Here is a 16,532-nt window from a genome sequence, read left to right as displayed (position 1 = left end):
TCTTTAGCTAGGGAGAGCTCGACGGCCATCCGTTTGAACTCCTCGTCGTACTGTCTTCTGCTGGTTTTCATGGTTCACTAAGTTAGATCACACTTAACTTAATGTCCAGTCAAATGTAGCAGGTCCAACTGATCAAAGTAGTCAGGAGTTGTACTTTTTTTTGAGTTATTGTACAATCTTGCTTATGATAACTAGAGCGCAAAATGGCCCTAGTTTACCCGCTCGATCCGGACGCAGTTGACGTAGACTTCGACCCATTCCAAAAGCTTGTAAATCGCAGTCGGATAAACGCTATTGTTCTGCAAATTCCCTCCCCAAAGTGAGATGAGTGTGCGTTCAAGGCTTTGCTTCAATGAACAAACGATAAGGGTTGATCTGATTTTAAGACTCGTAACTTGCAGGCTAATCTACCTAATCGACAATGAAACTTCTCTTTCCCTTGTTGCTGGCTTGCTTATTGCTAACTTCATCTCTCTTTGCCCAGGACGCTCCGAAGCGAGAAATTGGCTTGCGACTCACCGACTTCAGCAGCTTTGGGCTCGTCTACAAAAAACAACTTCAGGAAAATACTTTCCGCCGGTATCGGCTGGCCTTTGGCAACTTGAGTGCCAACTTTATTCAAAATAACAACCTGATCGGCTTCTCCGTGGGGGGAGCTGCGGGCAAAGAAAAGCGTAGGACTATTACTGATAAACTCCAGTTTGTTTATGGCACTGAACTGATTGCCAGTCTGAGCTTGAACTCCTCCAACACAGGCAGTTTGACGGTGAGTGATGGCAATGGAGCCAGCACCACCTACACAGGCTCCAGTTTGCTCATTGTCACGCCTTCTGTCGGCGTAGGCTTTGTTCTAGGTGCACAGTACAATCTGAATGCCAGGTGGTATGTCAGCGCCGAGCTGATTCCCGCGATCACGGCTAGTGGTTCATTTGGTAGTGGCACAGCTTTGTATCGTTTCCAAGCTGGCTTCAACTCGTCGAGTGCTGGCTTGACAGGCGCTTACCGGTTTTAACCTTAGGGCTGGAATCGATGTTAAAGCACGCTGAACCTTTGCCAGGAACGATAGGAGTTTAGCGTGCTGGAGAGGGCGTATGCTGTTAACTAGACTTAAACTCACCCCATTAAACGCTGCTTTACAAGAATAGAATAATCGATAAATAATTGATCAACATAATACTGTGTTTTCTTTCCCTTTCAAACGTACAATCGTGCCGGTTTTCAGAGCTTGTATGCGGCTCACCCCTCGGAAAATTCCCTCTACATATGTGTACCCGTCAAGGCCTGTAGCAAACGTTACAAGCCTTTTTTGGCCTATTCAACTAAAAATATAGTTTTAACAAGGCAAATTTTTACTTCCTCTTTCTTGGTAAGAAAGTAGCAATGAAAACCGCCCGGATCTACCCCACCCCAGGCACGTTGCTGACACCTACTTTTCTGGATTGATGCAGCCTCCACAGCCGATTTGACCGAGCTACCTCCCACCCAGTGTGGGCTTTTTTGACATATAAAAATGGGGCACCACTAATTTTTCAGAATATAAATTAGATGAAGCTAGAAAGGCAGCCTAATGGGACTGCCTTTCTAGCTTCATCTAATTGCGCTCTTACCGTCCGGCTTTATTATTGCGCCCGGACATTCAGGTACTGAACTTCACTAATTTGTCCACCGTCACAATAGCTGGTGATCGTTACCTTGATAGTCCCATAACCCTGGTTCGAACTCCACTGAACCCCCACAAAGGTACCCCCTGTTATCGTCGTTTGCCCGTTAGAAAATGTTCCTGACAAGGAATAATTGGGGTAACCCGAAGGAATAACTTCCCATTTAATTGTAACACTACCTTCAATATTCTCGTACGAGCCAGCTACGCCGTACATGGCATACTGACCTGGTGACACATTATCAGCGCCTGATATCGTAAAATAAGGCTTGCCCAACTTACTCAGATCAAACCAACCAAACGCATCAGACTGTCTAGACTCGGTTACGCCTGTATCATGGCACTGGCTTGTGACGCGCATCCCGAGTGTGCTGACATTATTTTGAGTTATTAAATTACCAGGTATATCAAAGTAGTCACCGCTACCAATATTCTCATAGATGACGTTATTTAAATCATCATTGGCCGATATTTTCCAGATGAACTGAGTAGGTCCGTTCGTACCGTAGCCAATTGCCGTATATCGTAGTCCCGCTCCCGGTACGTAGCAGCGGTAAGGGAAAGAAACCGTTGTAGGCGCATCGCATTTGGCTAGCTCCTGCTGATCGCACTGACAGGACGTAAAGGCCTGTATGGTTCCGTAAGCAGCGCCGATGATGGCGCCGATCGCTGAGCCTTTCACCAATATTGTAGCCCCGGATTTTACAATGGCTTCTACGCCACCAATGGCATTGCCCGTGGAGGATAACCCGCTGATGGTTCCCACGTAGCAATACAATTTAGCCCAAAATCCGCAAGCAGAGGTCGAGCGTGCTTTTGGTTCAGAAACGCCTTCTGATGCAGGCGCCTGTTCCAACCGAAAGAGTAAGCCATATTTAACGGTCGATCGTTGATTAAGGACCTCACTTTTCTCGGAGGGGGTCAGGACGTTATCCTGCACGATCTCCTTCTCGCGCTGCGCAAACCAGTCCCAGGCACTTTGCATATCTGGTTGCGTAGCTAGCAGCTCGAGAAGCGAACGCTGCTGTTCCTTGATGATTTGCCCCTGTCGCTGGGTATAGCTCTTCTGCGCTACCAAGTCATCAATTATTTGGTCGTGAGTCCAGTGGTTGGCCTTGATCTTTGCCTGATAGGCGTCAAACTTAGCCTTGAACCCGGCTCGTTGATCGGCCGGTAAGTAGGTCAACGGATCAATAGTTGCCGAGTAATACTTGATGTGCCTCAACAGGACCTGACCGTGGGTGTTGAAATTAAAGCCAGTTGTATCTCTGGCTCGGGCGTAGGCGTTATTTCTGGTTAGGATATCATCTAAGGTTGTAAAACCATTGAGATTGACGGGTGCTGACCCCTGCTTGATTTTACCAGGAGCGAGTGAATTTATTTCCGTATTACAGGAGAGCGGTAACAGGATACATAGCAATACCCATACCGTTGACAGTAAAGACAAATTTTTCATGATCTTGATGAGTTTAGAATTGAGCACTTGGCACTATTGTCAAGAATCCCAGGTGATGTTTCCCAGGCTGAGTAGCGCAGACCAGATCAATGAGTAGCCGTAACAGCTTATTGTAAGGTGCTTGAAATCGAGATATGACTTGGGTGTATAACAAGTCAATCTCTAGCTTTTACATATGTTGATGATTTACCAGTGAAACGTTGAACCCCATCTCTAATCGTCAAACTATTGCCAGGCTGTTTCCCTGCTAAACTACAACCGAATCGATTGTTTGAGTAACTTATTAACCCAATTATAGGATTAATTATAAATTTGTTTGAACTTATTTTATTCAATATGTGGTGTAGTAACGCCCCTGCTCGTTACTTGAATACTGGTTTTAAATCGAACAATTGAAAGAATGTATGTACTTACATGATTTTGAACTAAGTTTATTTATACACAAAAAATTCTTTAAAAATTCTAATTTTAATATCTGTTATTCATTTAATACCAAATCGATTTGCTAGTTTTTGCCACCTACTAGTATTCGGACCACGGAAGGCTGGTGGCGTATTTATAAGCTCCCAATTATTCCAGATTGGTTTTCATGTGTCTTAATCTTTAAATCTCCATAAGCGGTGTGGTAGAGTTACCCTGGCCAGTCGACAGCCCGTCGTCAAACTAAAAGGGCATCATCCAAAATCTTATTGCGCATCCAAACCTGGTAACTGACGGATTAACTCTGGCTCACCTTCAGCCTTGATCCACTTAACGGTAGACTGCCTTAAAAAACATCCCAAATCGATTGACACTATGTTTTTACTATGCTATACGATCTGGGCGTAATAAATGAATACCAGTTCCAGCTAATGAACACTGCATGTAGGGAATGAAAACCTATTTTTTTATATTTTACTTGTATTACATAATTTAACTCTTTAGTATCGCTGCCGTAATCAATTAAGTACATGACGGCATTGCGTAGACAAGAAAGGCTAAGCGTATATGACTTCGCCAGGGCAACTGTAGAGACCCAGCTGCGCATCCCCTTTTTCCAGAGTCTGGTCCAAGCTGGTTTTCCGAGTCCGGCCGAAAACTACGTGGAGCGCGTGTGCGATCTCAACGACCTCTGCATCAGCAATGCCGAAGCCACTTATTTTGTCCGTGTAGCATCGGATTCTATGATCGGCGACCGCATCGATCGGGACGACGTGCTGGTGGTCGACTGCTCGCGGGAGCCCGTTGATGGGAAAATCGTAGTCGTCTGGCTGAACGGTGATCATGTCGTGAAACGCATCCACTATGCCGGCGAACTGATTGTACTCATGTCGTCCAACCCGAAATATGACCCCATCTACGTTCATCCCGGCGATGATTTTCGGGTGTTCGGCGTCGTCACGTTCGTTATTCAAAAACCGGTATGATCGGACTCGTCGACGCGAACAATTTCTACGTCAGCTGCCAGCGCAGTTTTGACCCCAGGCTGAACGGTAAAGCCGTCGTCGTGCTGTCGAACAATGACGGTTGCGTAGTGGCCCGATCCAACGAAGCCAAAGCCCTGGGCATCAAAATGGGGGTTCCTTTCTTCCAGCTGGAGGAGCTGCGGCAACAGCACGACCTGACGGTGTTCTCGTCCAACTATACGTTATACGGTGATATGTCGGCTCGACTAATAGCACTACTCGGGCGGTTCGTCGAGGAGGTAGAAGTGTACAGCATCGACGAAGCGTTCCTCAACCTGAGCGGCTACGAACAACTGTACCCGAATCTAACTGAACTGGCCCAAACCATCCGATCAACCAGTAACCAGTGGTTACGTATTCCGGTGTCAGTAGGCCTGGCGCCAACGAAGACGCTGGCGAAAGTAGCCAACTGGTATGCCAAGCGGGAGCCTGGCCATAACGGGGTATTCATGCTCGATACAAAAGCTGCCATTGATGATGCGCTGCAGACCTTCGACGTAGCGGATCTGTGGGGCATCGGCTGGCGGTATGCGGGCATGCTGAAGCGCAACGGCATCCGCACCGCTGCTCAGTTTGCGGCCCTGCCCGATGACTGGATCAACGCAAAGCTGACAGTCAACGGACTCCGCCTGGCGTATGAGCTGCGGGGCACCCCCTGCAAGCTGCTGGAGCTGGAGCACCAGCCGAAACAAACGATTTGTACGGCTCCCAGCTTCGGCAAGCTGATTCCTGATCTGGCCACCATCACGGAAGCGCTGACCACGCACGTCGGCCGCGCGGCCGAGAAACTCCGCAAACAGGAGTCAGCCGCCGGTGCGTTGAGCATCTTTCTGCATACGAATCGGTTTAGGAAAACGCCTGGTAACGGTCTACCCGCCAAACAGTACGCCGATAGCCGAACGGTTATCCTGCCTCATGCCACCAGCAGCACGCCCGAGCTGGTCCGCTACGCGCAGGCGGCCCTGCAGGCGATCTACGCCTTTGGGTACGAGTATCAGAAAGTGGGCGTGATTCTGTCGGGCCTCGTTCCGGCTGGCCACCAGCAACAGGCACTATTTTCTGATGCGCCTGATCAGCGGCTGGCCAGCTTATCAAAAGTTGTAGACAAGATCAATCACCGGCACGGCCGCGACAAGGTGAGACTGGCCGATGCGGGCTACAATCCGGAGTGGCATCACAAACGGCAGTGGATATCGCCAAATTACACGACGAGATGGAGGGAGATCCTGAGCGTTCGTTAAACTGCATCATTCGAGAATATCCAACCGAAGTTTTCTACAGCAATAGCAGCCCTGGCCTTCTTTCGTTTGACTAACCGTTTACGGATAACATCAGCCAGATTGTTGACAACTGGCATAAACGGGGCCCATTCTAACTGATCATAAACAGCGGGTTTCTCCGGCACCGCAAAGCCAGTCGGTACAAAGCCATAACAGGCGTAAACCTGATATCTGAGTATTGCCTTAAATTCTTCGTGAGTGTCCGTCAGCTTAGCCAGAAAAACCGGGGTTACACAGATATTAGCCAGTGATGTATAGTAATCAGGCTCATTGATCGAATAGACATGATTGAACTGTACATCTTTACACTGTCCATACGTCAGTGAATGTGTCCAAAGAAAGGCGTCTTGACAATTGTATTGTCACATAACACCAATTTTTTGTCTGCCAGAACACTACCACGCTGAGAGACAGCCGTTGCGCGGATTATTGGAAACAGAGCCCTGTTTCCTATTTGAGCAACTGTTTCTGGATGCGCGAAGAGCGTTAAACTGGCTAATGCCTGAGCGACACCCCCATACGTTTTCTCCAATACTGATTCAAGGGCGGAAAAGCCACTAAAATTAAAATCCTGAAGTATTTTCATTTTAATTCATTCAGGCGTTCATCCGGCTACGAAACGATACAGTAACACCTGTAACTAACCCTTTCGTCAGTTGGCCGGGATCAGTGTCTACACCAACGCATTACAAGTCCCCCTCCCGAAACAGCATAAGACGATGTCTTAACAAAGGTATAGCTTCTTCTAACCAGAAATTAGCACTCACAACACCGCTGCTCATGCCACCAAACTCGTAGCGGGAAACCTGCTGTTCCTGACCGACCCGATACGGCAGTATGCAGGAAATCATTGGTGATAGGTACATCCGCGTTTCGGGCATCCCGATACGCCGTGCGTAGTTTATCCCGTAGCCGCTCCAATGACTCGTTGGCCTGTTGGTAGCCAGGCATCGACCTACGGAATTTTTGGGCCTCCTGATTCCAGTCCGACGGCTTGCACTTCTCGCCGGTTGACAGTACGAGAGTACTCCCATTATGGTTAAATTCCAGGAATATCGGTGCAAAGCCCGACCGGTCCTGCTTGCTGATTTTCTGCTTAAAGTAGATTTCGTTCATTGGTCGGATCGTTGGTCGGAAACTGTACGTAGTATATACCAACAAGTCATGTAGTGAACATAGACCCAGGAAACGAAAAAAAGCGCAAATCAGCTTGATTTGCGCTTTTTTCTACAACTTGTGTAGCGTAAGTTGTGACCGATACGGGAATCGAACCCGTGTTACCGCCGTGAAAGGGCGATGTCCTAACCGCTAGACGAATCGGCCGTCTTTGTGAAAGACCCAACGCTTGAGTTTTCAGCCGCTGCGTTGTCGAATCGTGGTGCAAAAGTACGGCAGCGATCTTAAAATGCAATAGCAGGAGTCAAAATTTTTTCAAAAAACCGCTTCCTGAACGTTTTACTCCTATTTTTGAGGAGGTTAGCCTTTCAATTTTTTTTCACCTTCATGAAACACGTTTTAGTACTTGCCCTGTGGCTGGCAGCTGCCTTGTCGGTATCAGCCCAGACCACAGCCCCCACCGCTTCATCACCTGCCTCCTCCCGCATCGACTCACCCGCTCAGTTCCTGGGCTATAAAGTCGGGGATCGGTTCACGCCACATCATCGCGTGCTGGCCTACGCCGAACAGGTAGCCCGGCAGGCCCCCAACCGGGTTCGCCTAATTCCGTACGGTACCACCTACGAAGGTCGTCAGCTGATGGTCGTAGCCATTGCGTCGGAGGCCAACCTGAGCCGGCTCGATGAAATCCGGACCAATAACCTCAAACGCATTGGCATGCTGGAGGGTAGTCCATCCAGCGCTGCCCAGCCCGCCATCGCCTGGTTGAGCTACAACGTTCACGGCAACGAAGCCGTAAGCTCCGAAGCGTTTATGGATGTGCTGTACCAGCTGCTGGACCCCGCCAATCCTGTTTCGCAGAAAGTGATGAACGCAACGGTAGTCATCCTCGATCCGGGTCTCAACCCCGACGGCCACGATCGGTATGTGAACTGGTACAACCAGATGATGGGCCGCGCGGCTGACCCAACCCCCGCAGCCCGCGAACACAACGAGCCCTGGCCCGGTGGTCGCTATACCCATTACCTGTTTGACCCCAACCGCGACTGGGCCTGGCAAACGCAGGAAATTACGCAACAGCGGATGGCACTGTACCAGCAATGGATGCCCCACCTGCACGGCGACTTCCACGAAATGGGCGTCGAGAGCCCGTATTACTTTGCGCCTTCGGCCAAACCTTATCACGAGGACATCACCAAGTTCCAGCGCGATTTCCAGCAGACAATCGGCCAGTATTGCAGCCGCTATTTTGACCGCAACGGCTGGCTCTACTACACCCGCGAGCGGTTCGACCTCTTCTACCCCAGCTACGGCGACACCTACCCTACCTACAACGGCGCCATTGGCATGACCTACGAACAGGGCGGCAGCGGTCGGGCCGGTCTGTCCATCGAAAAAGCCGACGGCGATACCCTTACCCTGCGGCAACGCATCGATCACCACGTAACGGCCAGCATCGCTACCCTCGAGTCCGTAGCCGACCGCGCTCCGGATGTGGTTAAGGAGTTCGGTCAGTTCTTCGACAACGCCCGCAATAAGCCCATTGGCGCTTATAAAAGCTATGTCATCAAAGCCAACGGCGACGCGGGTCGGCTGAAGGCCCTCCAGCAGCTGCTCGACCGGAACAAGATCAGCTATGGGTATGCCGGTAAAGCCCAGACCCTCCCCGGCTTTAACTACACGAGCCAGAAGAACGAGAAAAGCGTTTCGATCGCTCCCGAAGATGTAGTCATCAGCGCCTATCAGCCCAAATCGACCCTGCTGAAAATCCTGTTCGAGCCCAACTCGGCCCTCGAAGATTCGGCCACCTACGACATCACGGCCTGGTCAATGCCCTACGCGTTCGGCCTGCAGACGTACGGCCTGACCACCCGCCTGACTCCATCGGCCACGGCGCCTGCGGCAGCTGCCGCCCCAGCGCTATCGACCACGAAGCCTTATGCCTACGTCGTTCGCTGGCAGTCGATGCCCGCGGTACAGATGCTGGCGGGGCTGCTGAAACAGAAAATACGGGTGCGGGCGGCCGAAAAGCCGTTCGAGCTGGAAGGCAAAACGTACCCCTCTGGTACGCTCATTGTGACCCGGGCTGGCAACGAACGTTTCGGCGACCGGCTGGATGCCCTGGTTCGCGCCGAAGCCACCCGCACCGGTGCCGACCTGACACCCGTACAAACAGGTTTTGTCACGAAAGGATCTGATTTTGGCTCTGACTTCGTAACCGCCCTGAAGGCTCCGCGCGTAGCCGTAGTCGTGGGCGATGGCACCCTCCCACCGGCTGCGGGTGAGGTATGGCATTACTTCGATCAGGAGCTCAATTACCCCATCTCGGTTATCGACGCCAACGCACTCGGCAGCGTTGACTGGAATAAGCTCGACGTGCTGATTCTGCCGACGAATTACAATTACGGCCGGTTCCTCAACGATCGTGTGCTGGCCGCTGTCAAAGGCTGGATTCAGTCGGGGGGTAAGCTCATTGCGCTCGAGCGGGCTACCGCTTTCCTGGCCGGTAAAGACGGGTTTGACCTGAAAGAAAAAGAAGACAAGGCGGCTAAAGACAAAGAGAAAAAAGGCAATGCCGCCGACTCGCTCAAACTTTACGGCGACCGCGAACGGACCGCTATTTCGGACGAGACACCGGGCAGTATCTACCGCGTCAATATCGACTCGTCTCACCCGCTGGGCTTTGGCCTGACCAACGGGTATTACACGCTGGTGCAGAACGCCTATAATTTCGATTTTCTGAAAGATGGCTGGAACGTGGGCTATCTCAAATCAGACAACTACGTGGCTGGTTTTTCGGGTAAGAACGCGAAGGAAAAACTCAAAAATACCCTGCTGATGGGCGTCCAGAATTACGGACGTGGCAGCGTGGTTTACCTGGCCGATGACCCACTCTTCCGGGGTTTCTGGTATAACGGGAAGCTGCTCTTCGGCAACGCGGTATTTATGGTTGGCAACTAATACGGTGTAAACCAGCTAGGCAGGACGCAACGGCCCCCGGGTCGTTGCGTCTTTGTATTACCTATCCGGTATAATTAGTCAACCCGGTACTTCTTCATCCATATACGCCAATCCCATTGATTAGTGCGACCTCTACTGCTTTCGTTAATCCCCCTGCTGCTCAGCGTTCCTCTGCTGGCACAGAAAAAGAATGAGTCATACCAGCTTCACATCAGCCGGGCCGCTTCGCCGGTGGTGGTCGATGGTCAGGTCGATGAACCCGCCTGGCAGGACGCCGAGGTAGCCGATAATTTCTGGATGGTGCTGCCTATGGATACCAGTCGGGCACAGGTTCAAACCGAGGTGCGTATGACCTACGATGACCGAAATTTGTATCTGAGTGCCGTTTGTCACCACGGTAACCGGTCGGGGCCTTACATTGTCGAGTCGCTCCGGCGCGACTGGAACTTCGGCCGCAATGACAACTTTATCTTTTTCATGGATACCTTCGACGACCAGACCAACGGGTTCACCTTCGGCACCAACGCCGTTGGAGCGCAGTGGGATGGGCTCCTGTACGAAGGTAGCAAAGCCAACCTGAGCTGGGATAACAAGTGGACATCGTCGGTCCGTAACTATCCGGACCGGTATGTGCTGGAAATGGCGATTCCGTTCAAAACTATTCGTTATAAACAGGGCATCACCCGCTGGGGCATCAACTTCAGCCGCCAGGACCTTAAAACGACCGAGAAGTCGGCCTGGGCACCCGTTCAGCGGCAGTTCCCGACGGCATCGCTGGCTTATACGGGCGTACTCGTCTGGGACCAGCCTCCCCCAAACCCCGGTCCTAATATTTCCATCATTCCGTACATGCTGGCGGGCCTGACGCGCGATTACGAACGCAGCATACCGACCACGGGCCGCTTCGATGCCGGGCTGGATGCCAAAGTAGCCGTTACCTCCTCGCTGAATCTGGACCTGACGGTCAACCCTGACTTCTCGCAGGTTGACGTTGACCAGCAGGTGACCAACCTCGACCGCTTCGAGCTGTTCTTTCCGGAACGGCGGCAGTTTTTTCTTGAAAACGGCGATCAGTTCACCAACTTCGGTTACGCGACCATACGTCCGTTCTTCAGCCGGAGAATCGGGCTGGGCGGGGTTCCAATCCGGTTCGGAGCCCGTTTGAGCGGCAAGCTCAACAAAGACTGGCGACTGGGGCTGATGGACATGCAGACGGGACGGGTAGATGACCTGGCCCTGCCCGCGCAGAACTTTGCCGTACTAGCCCTGCAACGGCGCATCTTTGCCCGCTCGAACATCGGCGTTCTGTTTGTCAATAAGCAATCGCTGAACTACCAGCCCGTTGCCGATGTCCCGGCCTACTCCCGGTATAATCGGAATCTGGGCGTCGAGTACAACCTGGCGTCATCCAATAACCTGTGGTCGGGGAAAGCCCTATTCCTGAAATCGTTTCAGCCGGGGGCTTCGGGCAGCGATGCCGTCTATGCCGGTAATCTCCAGTACAACAGCCGGCAGTGGCTCATTGGCGGTCAGCTCGAAGCAGTAGGTAAAAATTATACGGCCGAAGCGGGCTATGTGCCACGCCGGGGGTATCAGCGGGCTACCGGCACTGTTGGCTACACCTTCTTCCCCAGCGGCAGCCAGGTGCTGAGCCATGGCCCCCAGGTTCAGTCTACCCATTTTTTCGATCCGGAAGGGCGTAAAAGTGACAGTGAAAGCCTGCTGAGTTACCTGATCACGTTCCGCAGCCGGGCCACGCTGACGGGCTGGGTAGCCACTGACTTCGTACGGCTGCTGAGTCCGTTCGATCCGACAAACACTAACCGCGCAACGCTGAATACCGGCACTGAACACCGCTGGAATGCCTGGGGCACCCAGTTTATCTCAAAACCTCAGAGTTTATTCACGTACGGGTTCACGTCCCGATACGGCGGCTATTACGCCAACGGCACCCGCCTGAACCTGACCGCCGATGCCGGTTACCGGTTTCAGCCCTATGTCAGTCTGGCGGTAAGCGCCAGCTACAACGATATCCGGCTACCCCAGCCCTGGGGCCAGACAACGTTCTGGCTGGTTGGTCCGCGGTTCGATGTAACGATGACCAACACCCTATACTTGACTACGTTCGTGCAGTACAACGAGCAGCAGCAGAATATGAACGTAAACGCCCGGGTTCAGTGGCGGTACAAGCCAGCCTCTGATTTTTTCCTGGTTTACACCGACAACTACCTGCCCGGTGCCGCTCAGATTGGGCAGGATGTGCCCGGCCTGTTCTCGGTCAGAAACCGGGCGCTGGTGCTCAAATGGACATACTGGTGGAACATCTGATCCGGCGTAGTCGAACAAACGCGGGTGGGGCTGGTTAGATGAAAACGGGCCGGCTGGCCCTTTAACATCTATACAGTACTGACAGTCAACGTTCATGAAAACTCTGCTCCGTTTCTTCCCCATGGCCGCTGTGGCCTTGCTGCTCACTTTCTCGCTGACCAGTTGTGAACTCGTTGGTGATATTTTTAAAGCCGGTGCCTATACAGGCATTATAGGCGTAGTTATTGTACTTGTTCTGATCATCTGGCTGGTATCCAAACTCTTCGGGGGCGGCCGGCGCAACGTTTAAATCGCCTTTCTGGTCATCCAGCTGAACCTGCATGGTTTGGCTGGATGACTGTTACCCGCACCAGCTACCAGATGCAGGTGTGGTCCGTAAACAACAGGAGCGCCAGACCTGGCGGGTCCGGCGCTCCTGGCTTATCAGTCTGACTGTTTATTGGGTTACCAGTTCCAGCAGCCCATCGCGTTGCAGTACGGCCCGCTGGCGTTCGCTCAGCTCATCGGAAGCACGCATGAGGGGTAGACGAACCTCGGCCGAAATCAGCCCCATGATCTCCAGGATACTCTTTACCCCAACGGGGTTGCCTTCTTCGTAGAGCAGCGGATCAATACGCAGGAAATGGCCAAGTTCTTTCTGGGCCAATGCAAAGTCGCCCTGTAGGGCCGCATCAATCATGGCTGAGAACTTCGCCGGAAACGCATTGGCGATGACCGACATGACGCCTACGCCACCAATGCTGATAATCGGAACACCCTGCACATCGTCGCCCGAAATGAGCAGAAAATCGTCGGGTTTATCACGCACGATCTCCATACACTGTTCAATCACGCAGGAGGCTTCTTTCACCCCGATGATGTTGGGGTGCTGCGCCAGTTCGCAGATCGTTTCTGCCGTCATGTTGATGCCCGTCCGGAACGGAATATTATAGAGAATAACCGGAACCGGGCTGGCATCGGCCACGCGCGTAAAGTGCTCGATGACGCCCCGTTTGCCAGGTTTGTTGTAATACGGGCAAACCGACAGGATAGCATCGACCCCTTCAAAATCGATGGATTTCATACCCGATACCACATCGGCCGTCACGTTACCACCGACCCCGAATACGATGGGCAGGTGACGGGGGTTGTTTTCTTTAAGGTATTGAAGCAGCTGGGCTTTCTCCTGCTTGGTCACCGTTGGCGACTCGCCGGTAGTGCCCTGCAGGACGATATACCGGACGCCCCCGTCGGAGACATGCCGGATGATGCGGCCGAAGCCGTCGAAGTCAATGGAATGATCAGCGTTGAAGGGCGTCACAATGGCGACGCCAACGCCGTGAAATTGAGTGGTCATGATGTGCCGCACGGACTAATTTGACAACAAAGTTACAGGAAATTAAGCGGGAAATAGCTAGTAAACAGCTATACGTTCAGCATAGCACTAAACTCATCTTCACTGATCATGCTCACCCCCAGTTGCTGGGCCTTGCTGACTTTGGAGGGGCCGGCATTCTCGCCCACAATCAGATAGTTGAGTTTTTTAGAGACCCCGCTGAGCAGCTTACCACCATGGGCAGCTATTTCGGCTTCGAGTTGCTCGCGGCTATAGTTGGCAAAGGTGCCGGTGTACAGAAATGTTTTGCCCGCCAGTGTATCACTCAGGGCCTCGACTACCTTACGTTCGCCGACCATAGTTAATCCGGCTGCCCGCAGCCGTTCTACATAAAGCCGGTTGTCAGCTTCCGAGAACCACTCAACCAGACTCTGGGCAATTCGCGGACCGACGTCCGGCACATTGGCCAGGGTTTCGAGCGAGGCAGTCATCAGCTCATCGATGTTGCCAAAATAGTCGGACAGGCGTTCGGCAGTCGTGTTGCCTACGTACCGGATACCCAGCGCAAACAGCACGTTGGCAAACGACTGTCCTTTGGATCGGTCAATGGCGGTCAGGATATTATCGACGGTTTTCTGACCAAACTTCACCACCCGCACCTTTCCGGTTTCTTCCGGGCCGCTGTCGGCGGGGTACGCTTTTTCGAGGCCCAGCAGGTCGGCGTTGGTCAGGTCGTAGAGATCGGCGGGGGTCTGCACCAGTCCCCGCTCAATCAGCAGCTGTATTTTCCCTTCGCCCAGGCTTTCGATGTTCATGGCCCGGCGCTGGATAAAGTGCTCAAAACGCGCCTGCCGCTGCGGAGGACAGCCGTTGGTATTGGTACAATAAAAATGAGCCTCTCCCTCGCGCCTGACCAGCGGGGTGCCGCAGGCGGGACATTCGGTTGGGTAACTGATAGGCTCGGTTTGCCCGGTTCGTTTGCTCAGGTCAACGCCCGTTACCTTCGGAATAATCTCGCCCCCTTTTTCGATGAAGACCGTATCATGCAGCATGACCCCCAGCCGGGCAATTTCGTTGGCGTTATGCAGCGAGGCCCGCTTGACAACGGTACCGGCCAGCAGCACCGGGGTTAGCAGGGCGACCGGGGTAACCGCTCCCGTTCGACCCACCTGGTAGTTGATGGCATTCAGGGTAGTGCTGGCCGCCATGGCTTTGTATTTGAAGGCAATGGCCCAGCGCGGGCTTTTGGCCGTATACCCCAGCTCCTGCTGCTGGTCATACCGGTTCACCTTAATCACGATTCCGTCGGTGCCGAGGGGCAGATCAAATCGTTTGGTTTCCCACTCGTTGATGTACAGCATCACCTCGCGGATGTCGGCGCATTTTTTCCAGGTAGGCGATACGTTGAACCCCCACGCCTTCATGGCCACCAGGCTTTCTTCGTGGGTTTTGAAGAGCGACGTACCATCGGGAGCCGGTTCGGATAAAAATGAATACAGATAGCAGTCGAGCCGGCGTTTGGCTACGGCCGTTGAGTCCTGTTGCTTGAAGGTTCCCGAGGCTGCGTTGCGTGGGTTAGCCAGCAGCGGCTCGCCAATGTCCTCGCGTTCTTTGTTGATGCGCTCAAACTCGGCCAGTGGCAAAAATCCCTCGCCCCGCACCTCAAACAGAGCCGGTGGGTTCAGCGCAGCCGGAATTCGCAACGGCACCGTACGAATGGTCCGGATGTTATGGGTAATATCGTCGCCCCGCACCCCATCGCCCCGGGTGGCGCCCTGCACCAGCACCCCGTTTTCATAGGTCAGGCTGAGGGCCACACCGTCGAATTTCAATTCGCAGATATACTCGACATCAGCCCCGTCGAGCCCCTTCCTGACGCGGGTATCGAACTCGACCAGCTCTTCCTCCGAATAAGTGTTACCCAGCGACAGCATAGGAAAACGGTGGTATACGGTAGCAAAATCCTTGCTTACGGTACCGCCTACCCGCTGAGTAGGACTGTCGGCCTGCCGGTATTCGGGGTACTGTTTTTCGAGGTTGGTCAGCTCGTCCAGCAGCTTATCGAAGGTAAAATCGTCGACCTCCGACGTGCTATTTTGATAGTATTGATAGTTGTAGTGATTCAGTTGTTCTGTTAATTCGGCAATTCGTTGCTGGGGTGTCATAAGGCAGTAGGCAGTTTGTAGCCAATCACTCAAAACCCGATAGGTTTTAAGCCGGCAATATGGGTATTGTTTCTTCGTTCGGCCAAAAAAAAGTACTTTTACGAGACAAAAATAGTGGTATGTCACAGCCTCTCATCGCCCCTTCTCTACTCGCAGCCGACTTTGCCAATCTGCAACGTGACCTGAACCTGATCAACCGCAGTGAGGCCGATTATCTGCACTTCGATGTGATGGATGGCGAGTTTGTTCCCAATATCTCATTTGGTTTCCCCCTTCTGGAAGCAGCCCGCACACACTGCCAGAAGCCCCTGGACGTTCATCTGATGATTGTTCAGCCCGACCGGTATATCGATGCATTTGCCGACGGGGGGGCAGCCATTATCCACGTTCACCATGAAGCCTGTACCCACCTCCATCGTACGCTGACGCACATTCGTGAGCGCGGTTGCCAGGCGGGCGTAGCGCTGAACCCCCACACGCCCGTCGAAGGTCTGATCGATGTGCTGGAGCTGATTGATGTGGTGCTGATCATGTCGGTCAATCCGGGCTTTGGCGGGCAGGCGTTTATTCCGCATACTCTCCCCAAAATAACCCGGCTCAAACAAATGCTGACGGCTAACCAATCGGCTGCGCTGATCGAAGTAGATGGCGGAGTAGGGGTGGGTAATGCTGCGGCTTTACTCCAGGCCGGGGCCGATATCCTGGTAGCAGGGAACTCGGTGTTTCGGGCTGCCGATCCGATCGAAGCGGTTCAGCAGCTAAAAAACAGCCATCGGCCAACGATGGCCTGAGTGCGACAAACAACC

12 protein-coding genes and 1 tRNA gene are annotated in these 16,532 nt (G+C 52.7%); 7 read left to right on the top strand and 6 right to left on the bottom strand.

Features of this window, described 5'->3' with window-relative positions; all coding sequences use genetic code 11:
• Window positions 1-421: 421 nt before the first annotated feature.
• The gene (locus FBR45_RS13265) at window positions 422-1,012 is read left to right on the top strand and encodes a hypothetical protein (RefSeq protein WP_138503050.1); all 591 of its coding nucleotides are present in this window, start codon (window positions 422-424) and stop codon (window positions 1,010-1,012) included.
• Between the two features lie 607 nt (window positions 1,013-1,619).
• Here the strand turns inward: FBR45_RS13265 and FBR45_RS13260 are convergent.
• Window positions 1,620-3,116 (bottom strand): hypothetical protein, encoded by a 1,497-nt coding sequence (locus FBR45_RS13260; RefSeq protein ID WP_138503048.1) that lies wholly within the window; start codon window positions 3,114-3,116, stop codon window positions 1,620-1,622.
• Window positions 3,117-4,075: 959 nt separating this feature from the next.
• Here FBR45_RS13260 and FBR45_RS13255 point away from each other — a divergent pair.
• Together FBR45_RS13255 and FBR45_RS13250 are read left to right on the top strand one after the other, a co-directional pair.
• Entirely contained in the window at window positions 4,076-4,522 is a 447-nt protein-coding gene (locus tag FBR45_RS13255; RefSeq protein WP_246082225.1) for a LexA family protein, read from the top strand.
• Complete coding sequence (locus FBR45_RS13250; protein WP_138503044.1) at window positions 4,519-5,802, top strand: Y-family DNA polymerase; 1,284 nt, start codon at window positions 4,519-4,521, stop codon at window positions 5,800-5,802. Before FBR45_RS13255 ends, FBR45_RS13250 begins: the two co-directional genes overlap by 4 nt.
• Window positions 5,803-6,160: 358 nt before the next feature.
• Here the strand turns inward: FBR45_RS13250 and FBR45_RS13245 are convergent, their stop codons facing one another.
• From FBR45_RS13245 to FBR45_RS13235, 3 genes are all read right to left on the bottom strand, one after another.
• Entirely contained in the window at window positions 6,161-6,427 is a 267-nt protein-coding gene (locus FBR45_RS13245) for a hypothetical protein (RefSeq protein ID WP_138503042.1), read from the bottom strand.
• A 170-nt stretch (window positions 6,428-6,597) separates the two neighbouring features.
• On the bottom strand, window positions 6,598-6,957 hold the full coding sequence (locus FBR45_RS13240) for an Arm DNA-binding domain-containing protein (RefSeq protein ID WP_138503040.1): 360 nt from the start codon (window positions 6,955-6,957) through the stop codon (window positions 6,598-6,600).
• A 135-nt stretch (window positions 6,958-7,092) separates the two neighbouring features.
• Window positions 7,093-7,164 (bottom strand) — tRNA-Glu (locus FBR45_RS13235).
• A 180-nt stretch (window positions 7,165-7,344) separates the two neighbouring features.
• Here FBR45_RS13235 and FBR45_RS13230 point away from each other — a divergent pair.
• The 3 genes from FBR45_RS13230 (at window position 7,345) to FBR45_RS13220 (ending at window position 12,535) form a co-directional block, all read left to right on the top strand.
• Complete coding sequence (locus tag FBR45_RS13230; protein ID WP_138503038.1) at window positions 7,345-9,918, top strand: M14 family metallopeptidase; 2,574 nt, start codon at window positions 7,345-7,347, stop codon at window positions 9,916-9,918.
• Window positions 9,919-10,041: 123 nt separating this feature from the next.
• Window positions 10,042-12,246 (top strand): carbohydrate binding family 9 domain-containing protein, encoded by a 2,205-nt coding sequence (locus tag FBR45_RS13225; protein WP_138503035.1) that lies wholly within the window; start codon window positions 10,042-10,044, stop codon window positions 12,244-12,246.
• Window positions 12,247-12,340: 94 nt separating this feature from the next.
• Window positions 12,341-12,535, top strand: a complete 195-nt coding sequence (locus FBR45_RS13220; protein WP_138503033.1) for a hypothetical protein — start codon at window positions 12,341-12,343, stop codon at window positions 12,533-12,535.
• A gap of 147 nt (window positions 12,536-12,682) precedes the next feature.
• Here the strand turns inward: FBR45_RS13220 and dapA are convergent, their stop codons facing one another.
• The gene (gene dapA, locus FBR45_RS13215) at window positions 12,683-13,582 is read right to left on the bottom strand and encodes a 4-hydroxy-tetrahydrodipicolinate synthase (RefSeq protein ID WP_138503031.1); all 900 of its coding nucleotides are present in this window, start codon (window positions 13,580-13,582) and stop codon (window positions 12,683-12,685) included.
• Between the two features lie 68 nt (window positions 13,583-13,650).
• Window positions 13,651-15,726: an NAD-dependent DNA ligase LigA gene (gene ligA / locus FBR45_RS13210; protein ID WP_138503029.1), complete on the bottom strand. Its 2,076-nt coding sequence runs from the start codon at window positions 15,724-15,726 to the stop codon at window positions 13,651-13,653.
• Window positions 15,727-15,845: 119 nt separating this feature from the next.
• Here ligA and rpe point away from each other — a divergent pair, with 119 nt between their 5' ends.
• A complete protein-coding gene (gene rpe, locus FBR45_RS13205; protein ID WP_138503026.1) occupies window positions 15,846-16,517 on the top strand; it encodes a ribulose-phosphate 3-epimerase in 672 nt (223 codons plus the stop codon).
• The last annotated feature ends 15 nt before the right edge of the window (window positions 16,518-16,532 follow it).

The organism is Spirosoma lacussanchae, from assembly GCF_005870035.1.
Lineage (GTDB): Bacteria > Bacteroidota > Bacteroidia > Cytophagales > Spirosomataceae > Spirosoma > Spirosoma lacussanchae.
This window is presented reverse-complemented; position numbering and strand designations above follow the sequence as displayed.

Coding starts and splice junctions, on each gene's coding strand:
- ligA (WP_138503029.1), bottom strand. CDS start 15,726: ATGACACCCCAGCAACGAATTGCCGAATTAACAGAACAACTGAATCAC.
- FBR45_RS13245 (WP_138503042.1), bottom strand. CDS start 6,427: ATGAAAATACTTCAGGATTTTAATTTTAGTGGCTTTTCCGCCCTTGAA.
- rpe (WP_138503026.1), top strand. CDS start 15,846: ATGTCACAGCCTCTCATCGCCCCTTCTCTACTCGCAGCCGACTTTGCC.
- FBR45_RS13220 (WP_138503033.1), top strand. CDS start 12,341: ATGAAAACTCTGCTCCGTTTCTTCCCCATGGCCGCTGTGGCCTTGCTG.
- FBR45_RS13250 (WP_138503044.1), top strand. CDS start 4,519: ATGATCGGACTCGTCGACGCGAACAATTTCTACGTCAGCTGCCAGCGC.
- FBR45_RS13240 (WP_138503040.1), bottom strand. CDS start 6,957: ATGAACGAAATCTACTTTAAGCAGAAAATCAGCAAGCAGGACCGGTCG.
- FBR45_RS13260 (WP_138503048.1), bottom strand. CDS start 3,116: ATGAAAAATTTGTCTTTACTGTCAACGGTATGGGTATTGCTATGTATC.
- dapA (WP_138503031.1), bottom strand. CDS start 13,582: ATGACCACTCAATTTCACGGCGTTGGCGTCGCCATTGTGACGCCCTTC.
- FBR45_RS13230 (WP_138503038.1), top strand. CDS start 7,345: ATGAAACACGTTTTAGTACTTGCCCTGTGGCTGGCAGCTGCCTTGTCG.
- FBR45_RS13265 (WP_138503050.1), top strand. CDS start 422: ATGAAACTTCTCTTTCCCTTGTTGCTGGCTTGCTTATTGCTAACTTCA.